Raw genomic sequence first — 22,721 nt, forward strand, 5'->3', positions numbered from 1 at the left:
GGCTTAGGCGTCGCCCTTGATTTCCTGATAGCGCTTTTCCAGTTCCTGGCGAATCTGCCGGCGCTGTTGCGCCTGCATGTAGCGACGCTTGTCTTCACTGTTTTGCGGTTGCAGGGGCGGCACGGCTGCCGGTTTGCGCTGGTCATCCACCGCGACCATGGTGAAGAAGCAGCTGTTGGTGTGGCGCACCGAGCGCTCACGAATGTTTTCGGTCACGACCTTGATGCCCACCTCCATCGAGGTGTTGCCGGTGTAGTTGACCGAAGCGAGGAAGGTCACCAGTTCGCCGACATGAATCGGCTCACGGAAAATCACCTGGTCCACCGACAGGGTCACCACGTAGCGGCCGGCATAACGGCTGGCGCAAGCGTAGGCCACTTCATCGAGGTACTTGAGCAAGGTCCCGCCGTGAACATTGCCAGAGAAGTTGGCCATGTCAGGGGTCATCAATACCGTCATCGACAGCTGGGCGTTTCCGGGTTCCATAGCATTCTCACGGGTCAAGGCAAGGTCTGAGGGGACGCACCTCTGCGGGTGCCTGTACGGTTTTTTCAAACCAACGTTATCGGGACGCCGCAGCGTGCGCCGCCGTCACGCCGGATCGATCTGTTTCCTTATATTGCACTGCCTTTCTGCCGGAAGTCGCGGTGTTACCCTTCAAAAGCCCATGTCCAAGGGCAATTCCTACGCGGAAAGCGGATTTATTACCCTGCTTGATCAGACTTTTCCTGCGTCCGATTGAGCAATGTCAGTCAAGGAGCCTCACACCATGCATGCCATCAGTTTCATTCAGGATTTGGCAGTCATCATGCTGGTCGCAGGTGTGGTGACCGTGCTTTTTCATCGGTTCAAGCAACCGGTGGTTCTGGGCTACATCGTCGCCGGCTTCATCATTGGCCCATACACCCCGCCGTTCGGCTTGATCCACGATGAAGAAACCATCAAGACCCTGGCGGAGCTGGGGGTGATTTTCCTGATGTTCTGCCTGGGTCTGGAGTTCAGTCTGCGCAAGTTGTTCAAAGTGGGCGCCACAGCGTTTATCGCGGCGTTCCTGGAAATCGTGCTGATGATCTGGATCGGTTACGAGATAGGTCGGTGGTTCGACTGGAACACCATGGATTCGCTGTTCCTGGGCGCGATCCTGGCGATTTCCTCGACCACCATCATCGTCAAGGCGCTCAACGATCTGAAGATGAAGAATGAGCGCTTTGCGCAGCTGATTTTCGGGGTGTTGATCGTCGAGGACATTCTGGGCATCGGCATCATCGCTTTGCTATCGAGTATCGCGGTCAGCGGCACGGTCAGCTCCGGCGAAGTGTTCTCCACAGTCGGCAAGCTCTCGCTGTTCATGATCGTCGCGCTGGTCATCGGCATTCTGTTGGTACCGCGATTGCTGGCCTATGTGGCCAGATTCGAGAGCAATGAAATGCTGCTGATCACGGTGTTGGGCCTGTGTTTTGGTTTCTGCCTGCTGGTGGTCAAACTCGAATACAGCATGGTGCTGGGCGCGTTCCTGATCGGTGCCATCATGGCCGAGTCCCGGCAGTTGCTGAAGATCGAGCGCCTGATCGAACCGGTTCGCGATTTGTTCAGCGCGATTTTCTTCGTCGCCATCGGGCTGATGCTGGACCCGATGATCCTGCTGCAATATGCCTGGCCGATTGCGGTGATCACCGTCGCTGTGGTGCTCGGCAAGATGCTGTCCTGCGGTCTTGGCGCCTTTATCGCCGGCAATGACGGACGCACCTCACTGCGGGTGGGGATGGGGCTGTCGCAGATCGGCGAATTTTCTTTCATCATCGCTGCCTTGGGCATGACCCTGCAGGTCACCAGCAATTTCCTGTATCCGGTGGCGGTAGCGGTATCGGTGATCACCACGCTGCTGACACCCTATTTGATTCGCGCGGCCGATCCTTTGTCGATCAAGCTGGCCGCCGTGATGCCGCAGCGCCTGGGACGAGTATTGGGGATGTATGGCGAATGGCTTCGCAGCATCCAGCCGCAGGGCGAGGGTGCGTTGCTGGCATCGATGATTCGACGAATTCTGCTGCAAGTCGGGGTCAATCTGGCATTGGTGATCGCGATCTTCTTCGTCGGCGCTTATTTCGCCGAACGAATGTCCGTCTATGTGCAAGATTTGATCAGCGATCCGAGCTGGCAGAAGGCGCTGATCTGGGGCGGAGCGCTGCTATTGTCGCTGCCCTTCCTGATTGCCGCGTATCGCAAGCTCAAGGCTCTGTCGATGTTGCTGGCGGAAATGGGCGTGAAGCCGGAGATGGCCGGGCGCCACACACAGCGAGTGCGTCGGGTGATTGCAGAAGTCATCCCGATCCTCTCGCTGTTGGTGATCTTCCTGCTGTTGGCAGCCTTGTCGGCCAGTATTCTGCCGACCAACAAGTTGCTGATGCTGATCGTCGTGGTCGCGGCCGCCGTGGCGGCGCTGCTGTGGCGCTGGTTTATCCGCGTCCACACGAGGATGCAAATTGCGTTGCTGGATACTCTGGACAATCACAAGGATTCATCCGGGCATTGACCCGTTGGGGGCGTCTGCGCACTCAGCTTTCCAGCCAGACGTCCCGCGCCCAGTGCCAAACCGATTCCCAGGATTCTTCGGTGATCAGCTCTTCTTCGCCGGACCACAGCACCACGGTGCCGTCTTCTTCAACGCAGTAGTAGTTATCGCCGTCCTGGCAGAGCGGGATCAGGTCGCGCGGCACGCCGACGTCCCAAGCGTTGGCTGCAACATCCGGCAGGTAGGTGTGCGATTGCGGGTCGGTGACGGTTACCGGCTCGAGGCTGCCGTAAACCACGTCGCTGACGGTCAGCAGGAACTCCTTGAAGACGAACGGTATGTTGATGAAGAGCTCTTCTTCGATCTCTACCAGTTGGTCGTCGTCAGGCAATTCCAGTGGAACCGGTACGGGTTCATTGGCTTCACGCAGTTGTTCAATGACTTCTTCCACGTCCGGGATCCTCTTGCTTGAATGGCGCGGTTTATATGGGGCGGTTTATACAGTAGCTCGCTATAGATGCAACCGTGAAATAGAAAACCCCGGACACGAGCCCGGGGTTTTCTATTACTGCACGTAAGCCGCGGAGGTTAATCAACCGTTCTGGCGGATACCGGCCACCAGCCAAGGCTGATTCTCGCCCTGGGCACGTTCCATGTTCCAGCTTTCGCTGAACACTTCGCCCTGGTCGAAACGCGAAGTTTTCGACACACCGCTGAAGGTCAGGGTGGCGATGGTCTTGTCGGCGCGATCATCCACACCGTCCAGTTGTACAACGAGGTTATCGATGTAGGTGGACTGGAAGCCGTCGCCCAGATCGGCACGTTCGCGCTTGAGGAAATCCAGCATTTGCGGGGTCACGAACTCGGCGATCTTGTCCATTTCGTTGGCATCCCAGTGTTGTTGCAGGGACTGGAAATGGTTTCGGGCCGCTTCGACGAAGTTCTTTTCATTGAACCAGGCTGGCGCATTGATCACCGGACGTGCAGCAACCGGTGCGGCCGAACCGCCGAAGATCGAGCCGCCGGCAGGCTTCTGCTCGAACACTTCACGCTGCATGGGTGCGTAACCTGCCGGAGCCATGTGCTCCTGCTGCTTGCGACGACGAGCGGCAATAAAGCGGAAGATCAGGAAGGCGATGACCGCCATGATCAGGATGTCGAAGATCTGCATGCCCTGGAAGCCGCCGCCCATGAACATGGACGCCAGCAGGCCACCGGCGGCGATACCGGCCAGAGGGCCGAGCCAGCGCGAAGCACCGCCGGCCTTGGCTGCGGCACCCGCGGCACCTGCAGCGCCAGCGGTCGCAGCAGCGCCGCCCATGCCTGGAGAAGAAGGTGCCATCTGGCTGGTTTGGTGTGTCGGCGCCGCGCCGGCGCTTTTGCCACCACCGAAGCGCTTGGCGGCATTGACGTCGAGACTCATCGTCAGGCCAATGCACAGCGCCATGGCGATGCTAAGAAAACGTTTCATAAAGGGAATTCCCGTTTGTGGAGGGCACGCGCGCCATGTTGCACAGCTGAAGTGTCACTGGCTAGCGGCAGAGTGTTTCGGGCTTTTGCTTGACAGGTTTCATTCAGCTTTAGCCAATGCAATAAGGCCTGTTAACTTTGGTCTGTAGGATGAGTGGATAAGTTCTGTAGGGAAGATCTCTAGCGTCGCAACGCCAGCATGACGACGCCGGCCGTGATCAGACCGATTCCGCCCCATTGGCGCAGGTCGAGTTTTTCACCCAGCAGGATCACGCCGAGCACCGCGACCAGCACCACGCTGAGTTTGTCCACCGGGGCGACCAGTGAAGCAGGGCCGACCTTGAGTGCACGGAAATAGCAAATCCACGATGCGCCAGTGGCCAGCCCCGACAGCAGCAGGAACAGATAGCTCTTGGTGGAAATCGATCCCAGTGACTGATATTGGCCCGTGGCGTACAAAATCAAGGCCAGGCTGACCAGGACCACGATGGTTCGCAACAGGGTGGCAAAGTCGGAATTGACGTTTTCAATGCCGACTTTCGCGAAAATGGCAGTCATTGCCGCGAATGCCGCCGATAACAGGGCCCAGAATGTCCAGGAAGAAAAGAAGCCTGTGCCCATCTCATCGCACCTTAAATTCAAATGTCGGCCTGCATCCTGTGAGAGCGAGCTTGCTCGCGATGACGGACTGACAGCCAGAGATAATGTCGACTGATCTACCGCTATCGCGAGCAAGCTCGCTCCCACAGAAAAGCTAGATCGCTTCCAGCTTCGCATACCCCAGCATCAGCCACTTGCTGCCTTCGCTGAAGTTCACTTGCACGCGGGCCTGGGCCCCGGCGCCTTCGAAGTTGAGGATCACACCATCGCCAAACACTGAGTGGCGTACGGTCTGACCCAGGCTGAAGCCGGTCTGCGGGATCTCGCTGCCGCTGAACAGGTTGCTGCCACTCATCGACTGGTTGCCACCGAAAGGACGGCTGACGCTGTTGGAAAGGCGCACTTCCTGAATCAGGCCTTTCGGCACTTCGCGTACGAAACGCGAGACTTTGTTATAGGTCTCACTGCCGTACAGGCGTCGGGTTTCAGCATAGGTCATCACCAGGTTCTGCATGGCCCGGGTGATGCCGACATAGGCCAGACGCCGTTCCTCTTCAAGGCGGCCGGGCTCTTCCAGGCTCATCTTGTGCGGGAACAGGCCTTCTTCCATGCCCACCAGGAACACATAAGGGAATTCCAGGCCCTTGGCGCTGTGCAGGGTCATCAACTGAATGCTGTCTTCGTGCTCGTCGGCCTGGGTATCCCCGGCCTCCAGCGACGCATGACCGAGGAACGCCGCCAGTGGCGTCAGGTCCTCGTCTTCCTCGCTGTTTTCGAAGTTGCGCGCGGCGCTGACCAGTTCCTCAAGGTTTTCGACCCGGGCCTGGCCTTTCTCGCCTTTTTCCGCTTCGTGATAGGCAATCAGCCCGGACTGCTCGATGACGGTCTGGGTCATCAGGTGCAGCGGCATCTCCATGCATTTGGCCGCGAGGTTTTCGATCAGCTCGACAAATGCCCCCAGAGCGCTGGCCGCGCGACCGGTCAGGCCCTTGTTGGCCACGAGCTGACGCATGGCTTCCCACATCGACACATCGCTGTGGCGCGCGTGGTCGCGAATCGCTTCGACGGTTTTCTCGCCAATGCCACGGGCCGGGACGTTGATCACCCGTTCCAGTGCCGCATCGTTGCCTCGACCTTCAAGCAAGCGCAGGTAGGCCATGGCGTTCTTGATTTCCGCGCGTTCGAAGAAGCGCTGCCCACCGTAGATGCGGTAAGGGATGCGCTCACGCAGCAAGGCTTCTTCCAAAACGCGCGATTGGGCGTTGGAGCGATACAAAATGGCGATATCGCTACGGGACAAGCCGGTTTTCAGCGCGCTTTCGATGGTTTCGACAACGTAGCGGGCTTCGTCGTGTTCGTTGAATGCAGCGTATAGATTGATGGCTTCGCCTTCGCCGCCGTCAGTCCACAGCTCTTTGCCCAGGCGCCCGGTATTGTTGGCGATCAACGCGTTGGCGGCCTTGAGAATCCCGGCGGTGGAGCGGTAGTTCTGCTCCAGGCGAATGGTTTCGGCGTCCGGGAAGTCTTCGGAGTACTGATAGATGTTCTCGATTTTCGCGCCACGCCAGCCATAAATCGACTGATCGTCATCGCCAACCACCATCAGGCTGTCGCCACCCTTGGCCAGTAGGCGCAACCAGGCGTATTGCACGGCGTTGGTGTCCTGGAACTCATCCACCAGAATGTGCCGGAAGCGCTTCTGATAATGCGCCAGCAGCCCCGGGTGATCGCGCCACAGGTCCAGTGCGCGCAACAGCAGTTCGGAGAAGTCGATGACGCCGGCGCGCAGGCACGCGGCCTCATAGGCTTCATAGATGCTGCGCATGGTTGCCAGGAACAAATCACCGCTGGCTTGAATGTGTTGCGGACGCAGACCTTCGTCTTTCTGCCCGTTGATGAACCATTGGGCCTGACGGGCCGGCCAGCGTTGTTCGTCCAGGCCCAGCTCGCGGATGACCCGCTTGACCAGTCGCTGCTGATCGTCGCTGTCGAGAATCTGGAAGGTCTGGCTCAGCCCGGCTTCCTGCCAGTGCGCCCGCAACAAGCGGTGTGCCAGGCCGTGGAAGGTGCCGACCCACATGCCGGCCGGGTTGATACCCATCAACTGCTCGATGCGATGACGCATCTCGGCAGCGGCCTTGTTGGTAAAGGTCACCGACAGGATGGAGTGAGGCGATGCGTTTTCGACCTGGATCAACCAGGCGATACGGTGCACCAGCACTCGGGTTTTACCGGAACCAGCACCGGCCAGGACCAACTGACGACCCACGGGGGCTGCTACGGCCTGCCGTTGGGCATCGTTGAGGGAGTTCAGCAGAAGGGAGAGATCATCGCGCATCGGGGCATTCTAGGGGGCTGCGTCACACCGGGCAAACCCCGCTTTGTTTTAGCCGATGAAAGAGGCGCACGGGACGACCGGTCAGTCATTGTCTGCAGACGTTGGCCGGCCTTGTCCAGCGGCTTTTACTGCCGAGACGGGTGGTCGTACTTTTGACTGTTTTTTGACCTGTAGCTGTTTGGTCCGGGCATTTGCTTGTGTATGCTCCGTTCACGTTTCGGGCCTGTGCTCGTCATTATAAGAACAAGAATATTGCCTATGATCTTCAGCTCCCACCTGTCGGGCCCCACAGTGGAGCCTCGGGTTATCCGTAAACAATACGCCATGGAAATGGCGGTCGAACGCACGCGTCTGCTGTATCAGGGCTCTTTGCTGCCGACATTGTTCATGTTGATCAATGGTCTGGTCTGCGCCGGGTTGCTCTGGAGCCCGCAGCGGTACTTCCTGGTCAGTGTCTGGATGGTGTGGTTGCTGTCCCTGGTGGCCTTGCGCGTGATTCAGGTCGCCGCCTTCGATTCGGCGATTCCCAACCGTCAGGCGCATCCCGTCTGGCGACGCATGTTTTTGCTGGGCTCCGGTCTCACTGGCTTGACCCTCGCTGGCGCAGGCATCGCGCTGGTCCCCGCCGATAACTTCATCCAGCAGGCCTGGGTTTTCGGTCTGATCGGCGCCGCGGCACTTTCAGCCAGTGTGGCCTATGCGGTCAGCCTGCCGGGGTTCCTGTCGTTCACTTTGCCCTGTTTGTTGCCGGCCATCGCCTATCTGTTCTGGGGCGGCGATGAGCAGGCGCAAGGCTGGGGCTGGTTCGGCCTGATTTTGTTGGGCGCCCTGAGCGTGGTGGCCTGGCAGGTCAACCGCCTGATCGATCGAGAATTATTGCGACGTTTCCAGAACCAAGCGTTGATCGAGCATTTGCAGCAGGCGCAAAACTGCAGCGACCAGCTCAATCAAAAGCTGGCCAGCGAAGTTGAGCAGCGCCGTCGCGCCGAAGACGAACTGCGTGAAATTCAGGCCGGCCTGGAAAGCCGTGTTGCACAACGCAGCCTGGAGCTGGACGCCGCCAACCAGGCGCTGAGCAAGAGTGAGGCGCGACTGGCCCTGGCATTGGAGGCCAGTGAGCTGGGGCTATGGGACTGGAACCTGCAAACCGATGAGGTCCATCACACCCAGATTCAGGAGCTGTTCGGCCTGGAGCCGGAATACGTGACGGCCATGTTGCGTCATCTCAAGCCACGCCTGCATCCCGACGATCTTCCTGCGCTGAGAAAGGCGTTGGTCGAACATTTGAAGGGACGGACCGAGGATTACCAGATTGAATACCGGGTGCGTCATGCCGACGGCCACTGGGTGTGGATCGAAGATCGCGGGCGAGCGGTGGAGCGCGCTGAAAATGGCCGGGTGATCCGCATGGTCGGCACCCGTCGCGACATCAGCGCCGGCAAGGCGCTCGAAGAGCAGCAGCAACTGGCGGCGACGGTGTTCGAGGCGGCCAGCGAGGGCATTGTGATTTTTGATCCGAATTACGCCCTGATCGCCATCAATCAGGCCTTCAGCCGCGTGACTGGCTATGAGATCGAAGACATGCTGGGGCGCAACGTCGTCGAGTTGCCCTGCAGTCGCGATGCGCGCCGACACTACGGAGCGATTCACCAGGCGCTGGAGCAATACGGCAGCTGGCAGGGTGAACTGGTGGAAACCCGCAAGAACGGCGAGATGTACCCGCAATGGCTGCAATTGAACACTGTGCGCGATACTCGGGGAAAGGTAAGCCATATTGTCGGCTTCTTCTCCGATCTTTCGGCGCGGCGAGAATCCGAAGAGCGCATGCGCTATCTGACCCATTACGACGAACTGACGGGTCTGGCCAACCGGGCGATGTTCCGCGAACGGCTCAGCGAAGCGCATCAGCGAGTGCGCCAGGGCGGCTATCGCAGCCTGGCGCTGCTGCATATCAATCTGGATCGTTTCAAACAGCTCAACGATAGTCTTGGCCATGAAGTCGCCGACCAATTGCTGCAGAAAATGGCTCGACGGTTGGTCAACGCGTTGCCCGAGGCGGACACCATTGCGCGTTTGTCGGGCGACGAGTTTGCCGTGTTATTCAATTCCTACGGCAACCTCTCGAGCCTGGCGCGGGTAGCGACGCGCTTGTCGAACAAGTTGCGTTTGCCGGTGACCATCGATGGCCATGAACTGGTGGTCAGCTCATCCATGGGCATCAGCCTGTTGCCGGACAACGCCCGGGAAATTTCCGCGTTGGTCAGCCAGTCGAACATGGCCATGCAACATGCCAAACATCTGGGCGGCAATAATTTCCAGTTCTACACCGACAGCCTGCAAGCCAGCACGCTGGAGCGCTTGCAGCTGGAAAACCAGTTGCGCAAAGCCATTGATGAGAATCAGTTGATGGTGTTCTACCAGCCGAAGCTGTGTCTCGTCACGGGCAAGCTGAACGCTGCCGAGGCATTGGTGCGCTGGGACCATCCGACCATGGGCCGCGTGCCACCGGGAGACTTCATCGGCCTGGCGGAAGAAACCGGGCTGATCGGTCCAATTGGCGAGTTCGTGTTGCGTCAGGCCTGCTGGCAGGCCTGTGAGTGGCAGCGACAGGGGCTTGAGCCGATTCGGGTGTCGGTCAATCTATCGGTGCATCAACTGCGTCAGGGCAAACTGGTCAGCCTGGTTCGGCAGGTGCTGGAGGAAACCGGTCTGGCGCCGCATTACCTGGAGCTGGAGCTCACCGAAAGCCAGTTGCTGGACAGCGTCGAGCACATCATCGCGACTTTCCAGCAGTTACGTGATTTGGGCGTGAAGCTGGCGATCGATGATTTCGGTACCGGCTATTCGTCTTTGAGCTATCTCAAGCGCATCCCGGTGGATTACGTGAAGATTGATCAGGCGTTCATTCGAGGCCTGGTGGAGGGCAGCGAAGACGCGGCGATTACCCGGGCGATCATCGCCATGGCTCACGGCTTGTCGTTGAAGGTAGTGGCGGAAGGGGTCGAGCGTCAGGAGCAACTTGAATTCCTCAAAAAGGAAAGCTGCGATGAGGTGCAAGGGTATCTGATCAGCCGGCCCATCGAGGCGGAGAGCCTGGCGATCCTGTTGCGGGAGCAATTCGCCGGTTGAATGGCAAGATTTCCCGTCGGGCAGGTTTGAATGCCGACGGGAAATCGGGAATTTGATGTTTTCTTAGTGGGTCATCAGAACTTCATCGATATGGTGAATTAACTTGCCGTCGTGGAAGATACTGACGCCAGTGACATAGGATTCGCCAGATACTTTATATTCGACAAGTTTGTCGGTCTCGACCTGTAAAGAAATCTGATTGGAAGTTTCAAGTTTCAAATCCAGGCTGAGGTCATAGGATTTGTCCTGTATCGGACTGAGCTCAAGCTTGGGTGTGATGCCCGTATGGGCAACGGTTACGGTGCCGAAGGTGCGGAAAGATTTGGCGCCAGGCATGCGATCGATTTGTGCGGTCCAGTTCTTGGTTTTAATGTTCATGATATAGAGTTCCTTTAATTAATTATTGTTGCTTCCTGCGGAGTTAATATATCCAGCAAAGTTTGGTTGCGGGTAATAAAATCAAGTTGTGTTTGTAAGGCTATGTATATTGTTTTTATTGTTCTGGCGATTCGGGATGAGCCATCACTTAGCCGGCTGAAGGCCGTAGTGACCGCAAAAAGGGGGGCAAGGGGCTGCTTCAAGCATCAGGCAGGACTGCTACATGAAGCGCAGGCACGTGAAATCGAGGGATCTGGTTACGCATTGAGCAGGCAAAAAGCCGTTTCATGTAGTATAACTACAAGCTTGCTACATCCCCCGGCGCTTGCCCATAACAAAGAGTCCACCCCTTTGAATCTGCTGCAACACATCGCCCAGTCTCGCCACCTGTTACGCAAGTCGGAGCTCAAGGTCGCCGACCACGTGCTGCTTGATCCTGCGGCCGTGATGCACAGTTCCATGGCTGATCTGGCCCATAGCGTGGGCATCAGCGAGCCGACCATCGTGCGCTTTTGCCGCGCCATCGGTTGCTCCGGGTTCCAGGACCTGAAGCTGAAGCTGGCCCAGAGCCTGGCGGCAGGCGCGAGCTTCGGGCAGTTCGCGATCCACGAAGACGATTCGGTCGCTGATTACAGCCTGAAGATTTTCGACACCACGTTGCACACCTTGATGGAGGTTCGCGAGAAGCTCGATCCCCTGGAGTTGCAGCGAGCCGTGACGCTGATGTCACAGGCTCAGCGCGTGGAATTCTATGGTTTCGGCGCATCGGGTGCGGTCGCGGCGGATGCCCAGCACAAGTTCTTCCGTTTGCTGCTCACGGCTGCGGCCTATTCCGACCCTCACATGCAGGCAATGTCGGCGGTGACCCTGAAACCGACCGACGTGGCGATCTGTATTTCCCAGTCTGGACGTTCCAAGGATTTGCTGATCACCGCCAACCTGGTGCGTGAGAGCGGTGCGTCATTGATCACGCTTTGCCCGAGTCAGACGCCGTTGGCCGAACTGTCGACCGTCAACCTGGCGATCGATGTGCATGAAGACACCGAAATCTACACACCGCTTACCTCGCGTATTGCACACCTGGTGGTGATCGACGTCCTGGCGATGGGGGTGGCCATGGCCCGTGGTCCGAGTCTGGTCAATCACCTCAAGAGCGTTAAGCGCAGCCTTCGCGGTTTGCGGTTATCGCCCAAGTCGGTGAAAGCACTGGACGAATGATCCTGGCTGAGACTGCCGGAAGGTCGTTCCGACCTTATCGCGAGCAGGCTCACTCCCACACTGGATTGTGTGCTCCGCATAACCTGTGGGAGCGAGCCTGCTCGCGATGGCAATCTCCCATACGCCGCAATTTTCATCGGTCTGTAATCATCGAGCCGCCAAACCGTCATCCCCCGCGCCTATCTTGAAGCTCCCGTACTCGCCTTGGGAGACTCGAAATGGCCCTGCCTTACGAAGAACGCAACAGCGCTGTCAAAACCCGTCGCCAGCAAGAAGATCAGCGCCGCATGGAATTTCGCCGCGCCATCGAAGATCGCTGTGAACGCCGTCAGCTTCTGGCCGAGATTGGTGATTTTCCTGAAGATCCGGAACTCAACTTTTGGCAGGCTGCATCGACAGCTTCCCGTCGAAACGCTCAACCAGCGCGCTGATCTGTACGCGTTCGCTGCGAATGAACGCAAGGAATGCGTGAGCCACCGGTGACAGCCGTTTAGCCTTGGCCTGCACCAGGCACCAGCTGCGATACAGCGGCAGCTCCTCGACCGGTAACTCGATCAATCCGCCGGTCGCCAGTTCAAGGTTCAGGGCGTGGCGCGTCAACAGCGCAACGCCCAGACCCGCCAATACGCATTCACGCTGGGCTTCGGCTGACGAGACTTCCTGGGTCTGGTTGAAGTGCACGCGCTTCTCTTTGAAATACTCTTCGCAAGCCAGTCGCGTCCCGGAGCCGGACTCGCGCATCAGCAGTGTGTAGGGCTCAAGATCCTGCAATCGCAGCGGCCCCATGTGGCACAGCGGATGATCCGGTGGCGCCACGGCGACGATGGGATTGTTGAGGAACGGCAAGAATTCCAGGCCCATGTCCTGCGGCACCATCGACATGATTACCAGGTCGTCGCGGTTGTCCGACAGGCGTCGAATCACCTGTCCGCGGTTGACCACCGTCAGTTGCAGGTTCACTTCCGGGTGCTGGCGCTTGAAGGCGGCAAACAGGTGCGGAACGAAATACTTGGCGCTGGATTCCACCGCCAGCTTCAATTGGCCCTGCAGCGAGCCCTGCATGTCCGAGAGCTGCATGTCGAGGTTTTCCAGGCGCCCGAAAATGTCCCGGCTGGCCCGTTGAAGGGCCTCGGCCGCTTCCGTCATGTAGAGTTTCTTGCCGACGTAGTCGAACAAAGGCTGGCCAATCAGCTCCTCAAGTTGCCGAATCTGTAGGCTGACGGCCGGTTGTGTGAGCGACATTTCGTCGGCTGCACGGCTGTAGGACCTCAGGTCACAGACTTCATTGAAAATCTGCAATTGACGCAATGTCATACGCATCAATGACTTACGCATTTTTTGCTCGCTCTCTTCGCCGGCAGATGTTTCAACTATAAGTCTTTACTTATGCATGACCCAATAATTATTCATTTTTGTTAATTCCTTGTGAGGGCTAGTGTGGGGCCGCGACCAGATTGAAACATTTGGTCACGCGTCGACCTGGTCTAGCAGGTCGTGGGTACCACCGGCTCATGGGAACCTCCAAGTGATAAAAAAGATCCTGATCGCCAACCGTGGTGAGATTGCCGTACGAATCGTGCGTGCTTGCGCCGAAATGGGCATTCGCTCGGTCGCGATCTATTCCGACGCCGACCGCCATGCCCTGCATGTGAAGCGTGCGGACGAAGCCCACAGCATCGGTGCCGAGCCGCTGGCCGGTTACCTGAACCCGCGCAAGTTGGTGAACCTGGCTGTGGAAACCGGTTGCGATGCGCTGCACCCCGGCTACGGATTCCTTTCGGAAAACGCCGAATTGGCGGACATCTGCGCCGAACGCGGGATCAAATTCATTGGTCCATCGGCTGAAGTCATTCGTCGCATGGGCGACAAGACCGAAGCTCGCCGCAGCATGATCAAGGCTGGCGTGCCGGTGACGCCAGGCACCGAAGGCAACGTGTCGGGCATCGAAGAGGCTCTGACTGAAGGCGATCGCATCGGTTACCCGGTGATGCTCAAGGCCACTTCCGGTGGTGGCGGTCGCGGCATTCGTCGTTGCAACAGCCGCGAAGAACTCGAACAAGCCTTCCCACGCGTCATTTCCGAAGCCACCAAGGCTTTCGGTTCTGCGGAAGTGTTTCTGGAAAAGTGCATCGTCAATCCGAAGCACATCGAAGCGCAGATCCTCGGCGACAGCTTTGGCAACGTAGTGCACCTGTTCGAGCGCGATTGCTCGATCCAGCGTCGCAACCAAAAGCTGATCGAGATCGCCCCGAGCCCCCAGTTGACCCCTGAACAGCGCGCCTACATCGGCGACCTGTCGGTGCGTGCAGCCAAGGCTGTGGGCTACGAGAACGCCGGCACTGTGGAGTTCCTGCTCGCCGAGGGCGAGGTGTACTTCATGGAAATGAACACCCGGGTGCAGGTGGAACACACCATCACCGAAGAAATCACCGGCATCGACATTGTTCGCGAGCAGATCCGCATCGCCTCCGGGCTGCCGCTTTCGGTGAAGCAGGAAGACATCCAGCACCGTGGTTTCGCCCTGCAGTTCCGGATCAACGCCGAAGACCCGAAAAACAACTTCCTGCCGAGCTTCGGCAAGATCACACGTTACTACGCTCCCGGCGGCCCGGGCGTGCGGACCGACACGGCGATCTACACCGGTTACACCATTCCGCCGTACTACGATTCCATGTGCCTGAAACTGGTGGTGTGGGCGTTGACCTGGGAAGAAGCGCTGGACCGTGGCCTGCGTGCCCTCGACGACATGCGTCTGCAAGGGGTCAAGACCACCGCCGCGTACTACCAGGAAATCCTGCGTAACCCGGAATTCCGTAGCGGCCAGTTCAACACCAGCTTCGTTGAAAGCCACCCTGAACTGACCAACTACTCGATCAAGCGCAAACCCGAAGAGCTGGCCCTGGCCATCGCCGCCGCCATCGCCGCCCACGCAGGCCTGTGAGGAATAGAACAATGACTAAGAAGATTCACGTAACCGATACCATCCTGCGCGACGCCCACCAATCGCTGCTCGCCACGCGCATGCGCACCGAAGACATGCTGCCGATCTGCGACAAGCTCGACAAAGTCGGCTACTGGTCGCTGGAGTGCTGGGGCGGCGCGACTTTCGACGCCTGCGTGCGCTTCCTCAAAGAAGACCCGTGGGAACGTCTGCGCCAGCTGCGTGCTGCGCTGCCTAACACCCGTCTGCAAATGCTCCTGCGCGGCCAGAACCTGTTGGGCTACCGCCACTACAGCGACGACGTGGTCAAAGCCTTCGTGGCCAAGGCGGCGGTCAACGGCATCGACGTATTCCGCATCTTCGACGCCATGAACGACGTGCGTAACCTGCGCGTGGCCATCGAAGCGGTGAAAGCCGCCGGCAAACACGCCCAGGGCACCATCGCCTACACCACCAGCCCGGTGCACACCATCGACGCGTTCGTGGCGCAAGCCAAGCAAATGGAAGCCATGGGTTGCGACTCGGTGGCGATCAAGGACATGGCCGGCCTGCTGACGCCGTATGCCACTGGCGAATTGGTCAAGGCATTGAAATCCGAGCAGTCGCTGCCCGTATTCATTCACTCCCACGACACTGCGGGTCTGGCCGCGATGTGCCAACTCAAGGCGATCGAAAACGGCGCCGACCACATCGACACCGCGATCTCCAGCTTCGCCTCTGGCACCAGCCACCCCGGCACTGAGTCGATGGTTGCCGCCCTGAGAGGCACCGAGTTCGACACCGGCCTGAATCTGGAACTGCTGCAAGAGATCGGCCTGTACTTCTACGCCGTGCGCAAGAAATACCACCAGTTCGAAAGCGAATTCACCGCCGTCGACACCCGTGTTCAAGTCAACCAGGTTCCGGGCGGGATGATTTCCAACCTGGCCAACCAGTTGAAAGAGCAGGGCGCTTTGAACCGTATGGGCGAAGTGCTGGCTGAAATCCCGCGCGTTCGCGAAGACCTCGGCTTCCCGCCGCTGGTGACCCCGACCTCGCAGATCGTTGGCACCCAGGCGTTCTTCAACGTGCTCGCCGGTGAGCGTTACAAGACCATCACCAACGAAGTGAAGCTCTATCTGCAAGGCGGTTACGGCAAGGCGCCGGGCACCGTGAACGAGCAACTGCGTCGCCAGGCCATCGGCAGCGAAGAAGTCATCGACGTTCGCCCGGCCGACCTGCTCAAGCCGGAAATGGCCAAGCTGCGTGCCGACATCGGTGCCCTGGCCAAGTCTGAAGAGGATGTACTGACCTTCGCCATGTTCCCGGACATTGGCCGCAAGTTCCTTGAAGAGCGTGCCGCTGGCACCTTGACGCCGGAAGTGTTGTTGCCTATTCCAGAAGCCGGCGGCATGGCCTTGGCGGGCGGCGAAGGCGTACCGACCGAATTCGTCATCGACGTCCATGGCGAAACTTACCGCGTCGACATCACCGGTGTGGGCGTGAAGGCCGAAGGCAAGCGTCACTTCTACCTGTCCATCGATGGCATGCCGGAAGAAGTCGTGTTCGAGCCGCTCAACGAGTTCGTCAGCGGCGGCAGCAGCAAGCGCAAGCAAGCGACTGAGCCGGGCCACGTCAGCACCACCATGCCGGGCAACATCGTCGACGTGTTGGTCAAGGAAGGCGACACCGTCAAGGCTGGCCAGGCTGTGCTGATCACCGAAGCGATGAAGATGGAAACCGAAGTCCAGGCCGCCATCGCCGGCAAGGTCACCGCCATTCACGTGGCCAAGGGTGACCGGGTGAATCCGGGCGAAATCCTGATCGAGATCGAAGGCTGAGTTAACAGCCTCGATACACCGCTTTAAACCTCGGGGGGGCATGTGCTCCCCTTTTTTTTGCGTTGTTGGCCGAGTCGTATTTATGAAGTCACCACACTTCAAGTGAACTCATCGGTTATGCAAATACGCCTTCCCGTAGTGCCGCTCCATTCTTGCCTGAATCAATTCCAATCCAATCGACATCAGCCAGTAAATCACCGCCGCAGTCGTCAGCATCTCAATGTACCGATAGCTCGACCGCCCATAGGATTGCGCCAAAAACATCACTTCCCAAACCCCCATCACCGAGATCAGCGACGAGTCCTTGAGCATGGAGATGAACTGGTTGGTGGTCGGCGGGATGATGGTGCGCATGGCTTGGGGCAGGGTGACGCGCCAGAAAATCACCGTTTCGCGCATGCCCAGGGCCAGTGATGCTTCCCGTTGGCCATGGGGAACGCCGAGGATGCCTGCGCGAAAAATTTCGCTCAGGTAGGCGCCGTAGTTCAGCGACAGGGCGATGATCCCGGCCGCGATGGCGCCCGGTACGACGCCCAGTTGCGGCAGGCCGAGGTAGATCAACAGAATCTGTATCAGCAATGGTGTGCCGCGAAAGAACGAGGCGTAGAAACTGGCGATGCCGAACGCCACGGCGCTTTTCGACAGCCGCCCCAGGGCGGTGATGAAACCCAGCAGCGATGAGGCGACGATAGAGCACAGGCACAGAAACAACGTCAGCGCCGCACCTTGCAGGAAGCCGTTGGGCGCCAGGTGCAGGCCGACGAGGTTGGGCAGTTTGTCGAGGATGATTGAGAACTTCAGGTCGAAGCTCAGGAAGAAGCTGGTGAACAACCCGAGCATGGCCGCCCAGGTCAGGTACAGCCGCGTGCGGAAGCTGAAGATCCGTTGCAGTCGTGACTCAGCCACCGGTTGCGGTGGCTGGGGAGGTTGCTGGAAAGAAGTCATTTACTGATATCGGCGCCGATCCATTTTTGCGAGAGCTTGCTCAATGTGCCGTCCTGTTTCAACTGGGCGAAGACTTCACGTACTTTGCTGTCCCACTGGGCGTCACCCTTTTCAATGGCGACCGAGTTCGGCTCCGAGTACAGCGGGTCGCCGGCCAGTTTGAAGCGCTTGTCTTCGTTCAGGCGCGGTTGGGCGGTCACCAGGTTAGTGAGAATCGCGTCCAGTCGAACCCCGGCCCCCAGGCCCAGGTCCTGGAAGGCGACGTTGTCGGTGTCATACGGGGCGATCTGCACGTCTTCGAACGGGTACTGCAATTGCGTGTCTTCGGCGCCTTCGATCACCAGGTTTTTGTTCAGGTAGCTTTCGTAGCTGGAGGCGCTGGTGAGGCCAACTTTCTTGCCGCTCAGGTCCTTGGCATTGTGAATGCGTTCATCCTTGGCGTTCACCACGATCACCGCCGGCGAGGCGTAGTACTCGACCGGGAAGTCGAAGACCTCGGCGCGGGCTTTGCTCGGGGTCATGGAGCAGATGCAGATGTCGTAACGACCACTCCAGCGGCCAGCGGCAATCACATCCCAGGACGGGGTTTCGAGGCGCAGTTTCACACCCAGCTTCTCGGCCACGGCTTTAGCCACGTCGACGTCGAAACCGTCGAGCTGGTTCTGGTCGTTGAGGAACGAGAACGGTGGATAACTTTCCATCAACACGCCCACCAGTTCTTTCTTTTGTTCGATGCGATCCAGCGTGGCGCCGCCAAAGGCTTGGGTGGAGGCAGCCAGAATCGTCAGGCCCAGGGCCAGTAGCGGTTGGAATTTCACAGTCGATCCCTGATAAAAAATGATTGTTATTAACCGATTGGTGCGTATTAAATAGTTATAACAACGACTCTGGTAGTGAGTTATTTTCATAAGCTTATGAGTGAATAGCATATGGGCGCAGCAAGCACAGTGATTCTGGATGGTGGCATGGGCCGCGAGTTGCAGCGCCGAGGGGCTCCATTCAGGCAGCCCGAATGGTCGGCGTTGGCCTTGAGCGAAGCACCGCAAGCGGTAGAGGCGGTGCACGCGGCTTATATCGAAAGCGGCGCGAATGTGATCACCAGCAACAGCTACGCGGTGGTGCCGTTCCATATCGGTGAAGAGCGTTTCGCCGCTGAAGGTCAGGCTCTCGCGGCGTTGGCCGGTGAGCTGGCGCGGCGAGCAGTCGATGCGGCGGGCAAACCGGTGCGCGTGGCAGGTTCATTGCCTCCGCTGTTTGGTTCTTATCGTCCGGACCTGTTCGACGCCAAACGTGTCACTGAATTGCTGACGCCACTGGTGAAGGGGCTCGCGCCGCATGTTGACCTATGGCTGGCGGAAACCCAGAGCTCGATCGTTGAGGCGCGAGCGATACACGCCGGTCTGCCGAAGGACGGCAAGCCGTTCTGGCTGTCGTTTACCTTGAAGGATGAAGACGTCGACGAAGTGCCGCGTTTGCGTTCTGGCGAGCCAGTGGCCGAGGCGGCGGCAGTGGCGGTTGAGCTGGGCGTCGAGACGTTGCTGTTCAACTGCAGCCAGCCGGAAGTGATCGGCGCGGCGATTGATGCGGCGCGGGAAGCGTTTGAACGGTTGGGTGTGAACATTCAAATCGGCGCGTACGCCAATGCCTTCCCGCCGCAGCCGAAAGAGGCGACGGCTAACGATGGGCTGGACCCGTTGCGCGACGATCTCGATCCGCCAGGTTACCTGCAATGGGCGGCGGATTGGCGCAAGCGTGGGGCGAGCCATTTGGGCGGGTGCTGCGGGATCGGGCCGGAGCATATTGCTGTGCTTGCCCAGAAACTGGCGTGAAGCCATTCGCGGGCGGGCTCGTTCCCACAAGGTTTGGACTGGCCACGATAACGTGACCATCGCAAGACACTGCAGGAGCGAGGCTTGCCCGCGAAGGCGCCCGTCCAGGCGCTGAAGATCTACCCGCGGCACTCTGCCAGGGTTTTCACCTGCCCCGATTCTGTCTGGTTCTCATCGCTCAACCAGCGCTCGAACCCGGCTCCAATCGCCGGCCATTCCGAATCGAGGATCGAGTACCACGCGGTATCGCGGTTCTGTCCCTTGACCACCATGTGCTGGCGGAACACGCCTTCAAAACTGAAACCCAGGCGCTCGGCCGCGTATTTGGAGCGGGCGTTGGCGTTGTTGCATTTCCATTCCAGGCGCCGGTAACCCAGGGCGAATGATTCCTTGGCCAACAGGTAAACCGCCTCGGTGCTCTTTGGCGAGCGTTGCATCGGCGCGCCGAAGGTCACGTGGCCGATTTCGATGCGACCCTGGGCCGGCACGATCGACATCAGGCTGAGAATGCCTTGAACCTCGCCTGTGGCTTTATCGATCACGCTGAAGAAGTACGGGTCGCTATTGGCCGCATGGTTGTTCAGCCAGTCGTTGAACGCGCTGCGCTCCGGGAAGGGACCGTAAGGCAAGTAGTCCCAGAGTTTGGGGTCGGCGCCCGGGCCTTGCAGGGCTTCGAACAGACCGTCGCCGTGGCGCGCCGGATCGAGTTTTTCCAGGCGGATGAAACGCCCTTCGATGAGTTGGACCGAGGGTGCCGGGACGCCTTTCCAGTCCGCGAGTGAAATCGACATGCTGTTCTCCTTGAACCTTAAATGGCTTTGCGAAACTGGATGAAACCGGGACGTTCGGCGATGCGCTCGTAGAGCTGGATCGCGGTGGCGTTGGTTTCGTGGGTCAGCCAATGCACCTTGCAGCAACCGTCGGCCTTGGCTGTGGTGTAGACGAATTCGATCAACTGGCGGCCCACGCCCGTGCCGCGGGTTTCTGGCACTACCAGCAAATCTTGCAGGTAGCAGGAATTTTCGATGCTCCAGTTTGAACGATGGTAGATGAAATGCACCATGCCCACGGCTTTACCGTCAGCCCAGGCCAGCGCGGCGTGGGTCGGTTCGTTTGTGGCGAGGATGCGCTGCCAGGTGCTTTGGGTGACAGCATCCGGCAATTCGGTGTTGTAGAAGCGCAGGTAGGCTTGCCATAGAGGCAACCACGCGGCGTGGTCGTCGGCGGTGACTGGGCGAATGTCGATTTGACTCATGGCGAATTCCTTAGCGCATCAATTGGGCGAGGGTTTGGTCGTTGACTTCGGGGCTGGCGGCCAGGCCTTCACGTACACCGGCGATGTCGGCGGCGCTGCGGTTCTGGCTGAGCTTGCGCTTGCCTTCCAGACGGTCGATGGGAATGGCGAAACCGACGATGGCCTTGAGCATGCCGTCGATGTAATCGGCGGGGGCATCGGCCACTGACCACGGTTGAGAGCGGCCAGCTTCATGACGGTCGGTGAGGGTGCTGACGATGTCCAGCAGCCGCCCGCCATCGCTGAAGGTTTCGGCTCGGCCATAAGCGTGTACCGCGACGTAGTTCCAGGTTGGCACGACTTTGCCGTGTTCGGCCTTGCTCGGGTAGAAGCCGGGGCTGACGTAGGCGTCGGCACCGGCAAAAATCAGCAGGGCTTCGGCACCGTCGCGCAGGTCTTTCCACTGCGGGTTGGCTTTGGCCAGATGCCCGTACAACGTGCCGTTCGAGCCTTGTTCGCAATGCAGCAGCACCGGCACGTGACTGGCTTGCAGGCCGCTCTCGCCCTGGGTCACCAATATGGCGAGGCGGGTGGCGAGGATCAGTTCATGCAGTTGGGACAACTCGTCGATGGCAAAAGCGCGCGGCGTGTACATGGGGATATTTTCCTTGGCGAATGCCTGCATCCTAGGCAGGCTATTGGTCTGTTGTAAGAGCCATTAACGACCAATTTCATAGGTCCATTGCCATGACGGACGCGCCGCTTTCCTTGTCGTTCAACCCCGCCGGTATCGAACTCGACCGTCGCCAGGGGCTGAGCCGCCAGCTCTATCAGGCTTTGCGCCTTCGCGTCCTCGATGGACGATTGGCCAGCGGTACGCGACTGCCGGCCAGTCGTGATCTGGCCGCGGCGTTGGCGATTTCCCGTAACAGCGTGGTGCGTGCCTACGATCAGCTCTATGCCGAAGGATTTATCGAAGGGCGGGTCGGTGACGGGACCTATGTGGCTCAGTTGCCCCAAACCGCAATACCGGCAAAAAAACTATCCACAAAAATATCCACAGGGTTGTCAACAGGCTTACCCACAGCCTTATCCACAAATTGGCTGGATTTACCTGTGGTTTCATCCAGCAAAGTTATCCACAGCGATGCGTTGGAGCGCGTTGAAAAGAACCATCTGGCGATGCCGCCGAGTGGTCCGCCGCGAGCATTTCGGGTCGGCGTTCCGGCGTTCGATCTGTTTCCCTTTGAGGTCTGGGCCAAGCTGAATGCGGCTTTCTGGCGTAAACCCGATCTGCAGCAGTTGTGTTACGGCGACCCGGCAGGCGATGCCCGATTACGCGGGTTGATTGCAGCTTACTTGCGCAGTTCGCGAGGCATGCAGTGCACGGCTGAGCAAATTGTGATCACCAGTGGTGCGCAGCAGGGGATCAGCCTTTGTGCACAGTTGCTGGTGGAGCCGGGCGACGGGGTGGCGATTGAGAATCCGGGGTATCGCGCGGCGGGTCATGCATTCGCCGTGGCGGGTGCGCGGTTGCACGGGGTCGCCGTGGACAGCGAGGGCATCGACTGCCGTGAGCTGGCCAGGCTCAATGATTGCCGGCTGACCTACGTCACGCCCTCGCATCAGTACCCGACCGGGGTGGTCATGAGCCTGGCGCGTCGTCTGGAGTTGTTGGCCTGGGCCGAGCGCACGCAGGGCTGGATCATCGAGGATGATTACGATGGCGAGTACCGCTACAGCGGCGCACCGCTGGCCCCCCTGGCGGCATTGGACCGGCAAGGCCGGGTGCTTTACGTCGGCACGTTCGGCAAGGTGGCGTTTCCCGCGTTGCGCCTGGGTTACCTGGTGTTGCCTGCGGGTCTGGTGCAAGCCTTTGCCCAGCGTCGTGCGGTGGATGTTCGTCATTCGGAAGTCAGCACTCAGACGGTGATGGCCGAGTTCATGGCGTCCGGACACTTCCAGCGGCATATCCGCCGGATGCGCCGTGCGGCGTTGAGTCGGCGTAATGCGCTGCTGGGCGGTTGGCCGCTGGACATGCCCGGCGTCGGCCCGTTACCCACAGTCGCCGCCGGGCTGCACATGACTGTGCCGGTCGATAGCGTGGCGCGCGAGCGAGAGCTGATCGAATTGGCCAAAGGCGTCGATGTCGAGATCAACGGCTTGAGCAGCTATTGGCTACCGGACTCGACCACCCCGATCGATCAACGCGCCGGGCTGGTGCTGGGCTTTGCCGCGGTGCCCGAGAAATCGATCGAGGCGGCACTGGAGCGATTACGCACGGTGTGGCGCGCTCGCTGAGCTGGG

General features: G+C 59.2%; 20 protein-coding genes. 8 read left to right on the forward strand and 12 right to left on the reverse strand.

Going from position 1 to position 22,721, the window contains the following annotated elements; translation table 11 throughout:
- Positions 1 to 3: 3 nt before the first annotated feature.
- Positions 4 to 486, reverse strand: a complete 483-nt coding sequence (locus JQF37_RS06055) for an acyl-CoA thioesterase (protein WP_003229693.1) — start codon at positions 484 to 486, stop codon at positions 4 to 6.
- A 283-nt stretch (positions 487 to 769) separates the two neighbouring features.
- Here JQF37_RS06055 and JQF37_RS06060 point away from each other — a divergent pair, with 283 nt between their 5' ends.
- Entirely contained in the window at positions 770 to 2,533 is a 1,764-nt protein-coding gene (locus tag JQF37_RS06060) for a cation:proton antiporter (RefSeq protein WP_204149566.1), read from the forward strand.
- Positions 2,534 to 2,555: 22 nt separating this feature from the next.
- Here the strand turns inward: JQF37_RS06060 and JQF37_RS06065 are convergent, their stop codons facing one another.
- The 4 genes from JQF37_RS06065 to uvrD all read right to left on the reverse strand — a co-directional run bounded on the left by JQF37_RS06065 (position 2,556) and on the right by uvrD (position 6,920).
- Entirely contained in the window at positions 2,556 to 2,963 is a 408-nt protein-coding gene (locus tag JQF37_RS06065; protein WP_130205538.1) for an SMI1/KNR4 family protein, read from the reverse strand.
- Between the two features lie 141 nt (positions 2,964 to 3,104).
- The gene (locus JQF37_RS06070; RefSeq protein ID WP_130205540.1) at positions 3,105 to 3,983 is read right to left on the reverse strand and encodes a Tim44 domain-containing protein; all 879 of its coding nucleotides are present in this window, start codon (positions 3,981 to 3,983) and stop codon (positions 3,105 to 3,107) included.
- Between the two features lie 179 nt (positions 3,984 to 4,162).
- Complete coding sequence (locus JQF37_RS06075) at positions 4,163 to 4,603, reverse strand: EamA family transporter (RefSeq protein ID WP_130205542.1); 441 nt, start codon at positions 4,601 to 4,603, stop codon at positions 4,163 to 4,165.
- Between the two features lie 133 nt (positions 4,604 to 4,736).
- Positions 4,737 to 6,920: a DNA helicase II gene (gene uvrD / locus JQF37_RS06080; protein ID WP_130205544.1), complete on the reverse strand. Its 2,184-nt coding sequence runs from the start codon at positions 6,918 to 6,920 to the stop codon at positions 4,737 to 4,739.
- 258 nt (positions 6,921 to 7,178) lie between these two features.
- Here uvrD and JQF37_RS06085 point away from each other — a divergent pair, with 258 nt between their 5' ends.
- Positions 7,179 to 10,049 carry an EAL domain-containing protein gene (locus JQF37_RS06085; RefSeq protein ID WP_130205546.1) on the forward strand — a complete coding sequence of 957 codons (2,871 nt, stop codon included), beginning with the start codon at positions 7,179 to 7,181 and terminating at the stop codon, positions 10,047 to 10,049.
- 63 nt (positions 10,050 to 10,112) lie between these two features.
- Here JQF37_RS06085 and JQF37_RS06090 read toward each other — a convergent pair whose 3' ends face one another.
- Positions 10,113 to 10,427, reverse strand: coding sequence for a hypothetical protein (locus JQF37_RS06090; RefSeq protein ID WP_130205548.1), 315 nt, complete (start codon positions 10,425 to 10,427; stop codon positions 10,113 to 10,115).
- A gap of 351 nt (positions 10,428 to 10,778) precedes the next feature.
- Here JQF37_RS06090 and hexR point away from each other — a divergent pair, with 351 nt between their 5' ends.
- A complete protein-coding gene (hexR, locus tag JQF37_RS06095; RefSeq protein ID WP_047535270.1) occupies positions 10,779 to 11,645 on the forward strand; it encodes a transcriptional regulator HexR in 867 nt (288 codons plus the stop codon).
- A 218-nt stretch (positions 11,646 to 11,863) separates the two neighbouring features.
- A complete protein-coding gene (locus JQF37_RS06100; protein WP_081997966.1) occupies positions 11,864 to 12,076 on the forward strand; it encodes a hypothetical protein in 213 nt (70 codons plus the stop codon).
- Here the strand turns inward: JQF37_RS06100 and JQF37_RS06105 are convergent.
- Positions 12,018 to 12,980, reverse strand: a complete 963-nt coding sequence (locus JQF37_RS06105; RefSeq protein WP_047535268.1) for a LysR family transcriptional regulator — start codon at positions 12,978 to 12,980, stop codon at positions 12,018 to 12,020. The genes JQF37_RS06100 and JQF37_RS06105 overlap by 59 nt on opposite strands.
- Before the next feature lie 190 nt (positions 12,981 to 13,170).
- On the opposite strand from JQF37_RS06105, the gene JQF37_RS06110 reads away from it, so the two are divergent.
- Together JQF37_RS06110 and oadA are read left to right on the forward strand one after the other, a co-directional pair.
- Positions 13,171 to 14,586, forward strand: coding sequence for an acetyl-CoA carboxylase biotin carboxylase subunit (locus JQF37_RS06110; protein WP_130205550.1), 1,416 nt, complete (start codon positions 13,171 to 13,173; stop codon positions 14,584 to 14,586).
- Positions 14,587 to 14,597: 11 nt separating this feature from the next.
- The gene (gene oadA, locus JQF37_RS06115) at positions 14,598 to 16,406 is read left to right on the forward strand and encodes a sodium-extruding oxaloacetate decarboxylase subunit alpha (protein WP_130205552.1); all 1,809 of its coding nucleotides are present in this window, start codon (positions 14,598 to 14,600) and stop codon (positions 16,404 to 16,406) included.
- A gap of 108 nt (positions 16,407 to 16,514) precedes the next feature.
- Here the strand turns inward: oadA and JQF37_RS06120 are convergent, their stop codons facing one another.
- A complete protein-coding gene (locus tag JQF37_RS06120) occupies positions 16,515 to 17,351 on the reverse strand; it encodes an amino acid ABC transporter permease (RefSeq protein WP_047535259.1) in 837 nt (278 codons plus the stop codon).
- On the reverse strand, positions 17,348 to 18,169 hold the full coding sequence (locus JQF37_RS06125) for an ABC transporter substrate-binding protein (RefSeq protein WP_047535257.1): 822 nt from the start codon (positions 18,167 to 18,169) through the stop codon (positions 17,348 to 17,350). The genes JQF37_RS06120 and JQF37_RS06125 overlap by 4 nt, the downstream gene beginning before the upstream one ends.
- A 111-nt stretch (positions 18,170 to 18,280) precedes the next feature.
- Here JQF37_RS06125 and JQF37_RS06130 point away from each other — a divergent pair, with 111 nt between their 5' ends.
- Positions 18,281 to 19,180, forward strand: a complete 900-nt coding sequence (locus tag JQF37_RS06130) for a homocysteine S-methyltransferase family protein (protein WP_090466316.1) — start codon at positions 18,281 to 18,283, stop codon at positions 19,178 to 19,180.
- 119 nt (positions 19,181 to 19,299) lie between these two features.
- On the opposite strand, the gene JQF37_RS06135 is transcribed toward JQF37_RS06130, so the two are convergent.
- Genes JQF37_RS06135 through JQF37_RS06145 form a run of 3 tightly spaced genes read right to left on the reverse strand, consistent with a single transcriptional unit; the run spans position 19,300 to position 21,069 of the window.
- The gene (locus JQF37_RS06135; RefSeq protein WP_130205554.1) at positions 19,300 to 19,971 is read right to left on the reverse strand and encodes a GNAT family protein; all 672 of its coding nucleotides are present in this window, start codon (positions 19,969 to 19,971) and stop codon (positions 19,300 to 19,302) included.
- 17 nt (positions 19,972 to 19,988) lie between these two features.
- A complete protein-coding gene (locus tag JQF37_RS06140; RefSeq protein WP_047535249.1) occupies positions 19,989 to 20,435 on the reverse strand; it encodes a GNAT family N-acetyltransferase in 447 nt (148 codons plus the stop codon).
- A gap of 10 nt (positions 20,436 to 20,445) precedes the next feature.
- Complete coding sequence (locus JQF37_RS06145) at positions 20,446 to 21,069, reverse strand: FMN-binding negative transcriptional regulator (protein WP_130205556.1); 624 nt, start codon at positions 21,067 to 21,069, stop codon at positions 20,446 to 20,448.
- A gap of 92 nt (positions 21,070 to 21,161) precedes the next feature.
- Here JQF37_RS06145 and JQF37_RS06150 point away from each other — a divergent pair, with 92 nt between their 5' ends.
- Complete coding sequence (locus tag JQF37_RS06150; protein ID WP_130205558.1) at positions 21,162 to 22,715, forward strand: PLP-dependent aminotransferase family protein; 1,554 nt, start codon at positions 21,162 to 21,164, stop codon at positions 22,713 to 22,715.
- Positions 22,716 to 22,721: the final 6 nt, after the last annotated feature.

The organism is Pseudomonas sp. MIL9, assembly GCF_016887925.1.
Taxonomy (GTDB): domain Bacteria; phylum Pseudomonadota; class Gammaproteobacteria; order Pseudomonadales; family Pseudomonadaceae; genus Aquipseudomonas; species Aquipseudomonas mohnii.

Coding starts and splice junctions, on each gene's coding strand:
- JQF37_RS06055 (WP_003229693.1), bottom strand. CDS start 486: ATGGAACCCGGAAACGCCCAGCTGTCGATGACGGTATTGATGACCCCT.
- JQF37_RS06060 (WP_204149566.1), top strand. CDS start 770: ATGCATGCCATCAGTTTCATTCAGGATTTGGCAGTCATCATGCTGGTC.
- JQF37_RS06070 (WP_130205540.1), bottom strand. CDS start 3,983: ATGAAACGTTTTCTTAGCATCGCCATGGCGCTGTGCATTGGCCTGACG.
- JQF37_RS06075 (WP_130205542.1), bottom strand. CDS start 4,603: ATGGGCACAGGCTTCTTTTCTTCCTGGACATTCTGGGCCCTGTTATCG.
- uvrD (WP_130205544.1), bottom strand. CDS start 6,920: ATGCGCGATGATCTCTCCCTTCTGCTGAACTCCCTCAACGATGCCCAA.
- JQF37_RS06085 (WP_130205546.1), top strand. CDS start 7,179: ATGATCTTCAGCTCCCACCTGTCGGGCCCCACAGTGGAGCCTCGGGTT.
- JQF37_RS06090 (WP_130205548.1), bottom strand. CDS start 10,427: ATGAACATTAAAACCAAGAACTGGACCGCACAAATCGATCGCATGCCT.
- JQF37_RS06100 (WP_081997966.1), top strand. CDS start 11,864: ATGGCCCTGCCTTACGAAGAACGCAACAGCGCTGTCAAAACCCGTCGC.
- JQF37_RS06105 (WP_047535268.1), bottom strand. CDS start 12,980: ATGCGTAAGTCATTGATGCGTATGACATTGCGTCAATTGCAGATTTTC.
- oadA (WP_130205552.1), top strand. CDS start 14,598: ATGACTAAGAAGATTCACGTAACCGATACCATCCTGCGCGACGCCCAC.
- JQF37_RS06120 (WP_047535259.1), bottom strand. CDS start 17,351: ATGACTTCTTTCCAGCAACCTCCCCAGCCACCGCAACCGGTGGCTGAG.
- JQF37_RS06130 (WP_090466316.1), top strand. CDS start 18,281: ATGGGCGCAGCAAGCACAGTGATTCTGGATGGTGGCATGGGCCGCGAG.
- JQF37_RS06135 (WP_130205554.1), bottom strand. CDS start 19,971: ATGTCGATTTCACTCGCGGACTGGAAAGGCGTCCCGGCACCCTCGGTC.
- JQF37_RS06140 (WP_047535249.1), bottom strand. CDS start 20,435: ATGAGTCAAATCGACATTCGCCCAGTCACCGCCGACGACCACGCCGCG.
- JQF37_RS06145 (WP_130205556.1), bottom strand. CDS start 21,069: ATGTACACGCCGCGCGCTTTTGCCATCGACGAGTTGTCCCAACTGCAT.
- JQF37_RS06150 (WP_130205558.1), top strand. CDS start 21,162: ATGACGGACGCGCCGCTTTCCTTGTCGTTCAACCCCGCCGGTATCGAA.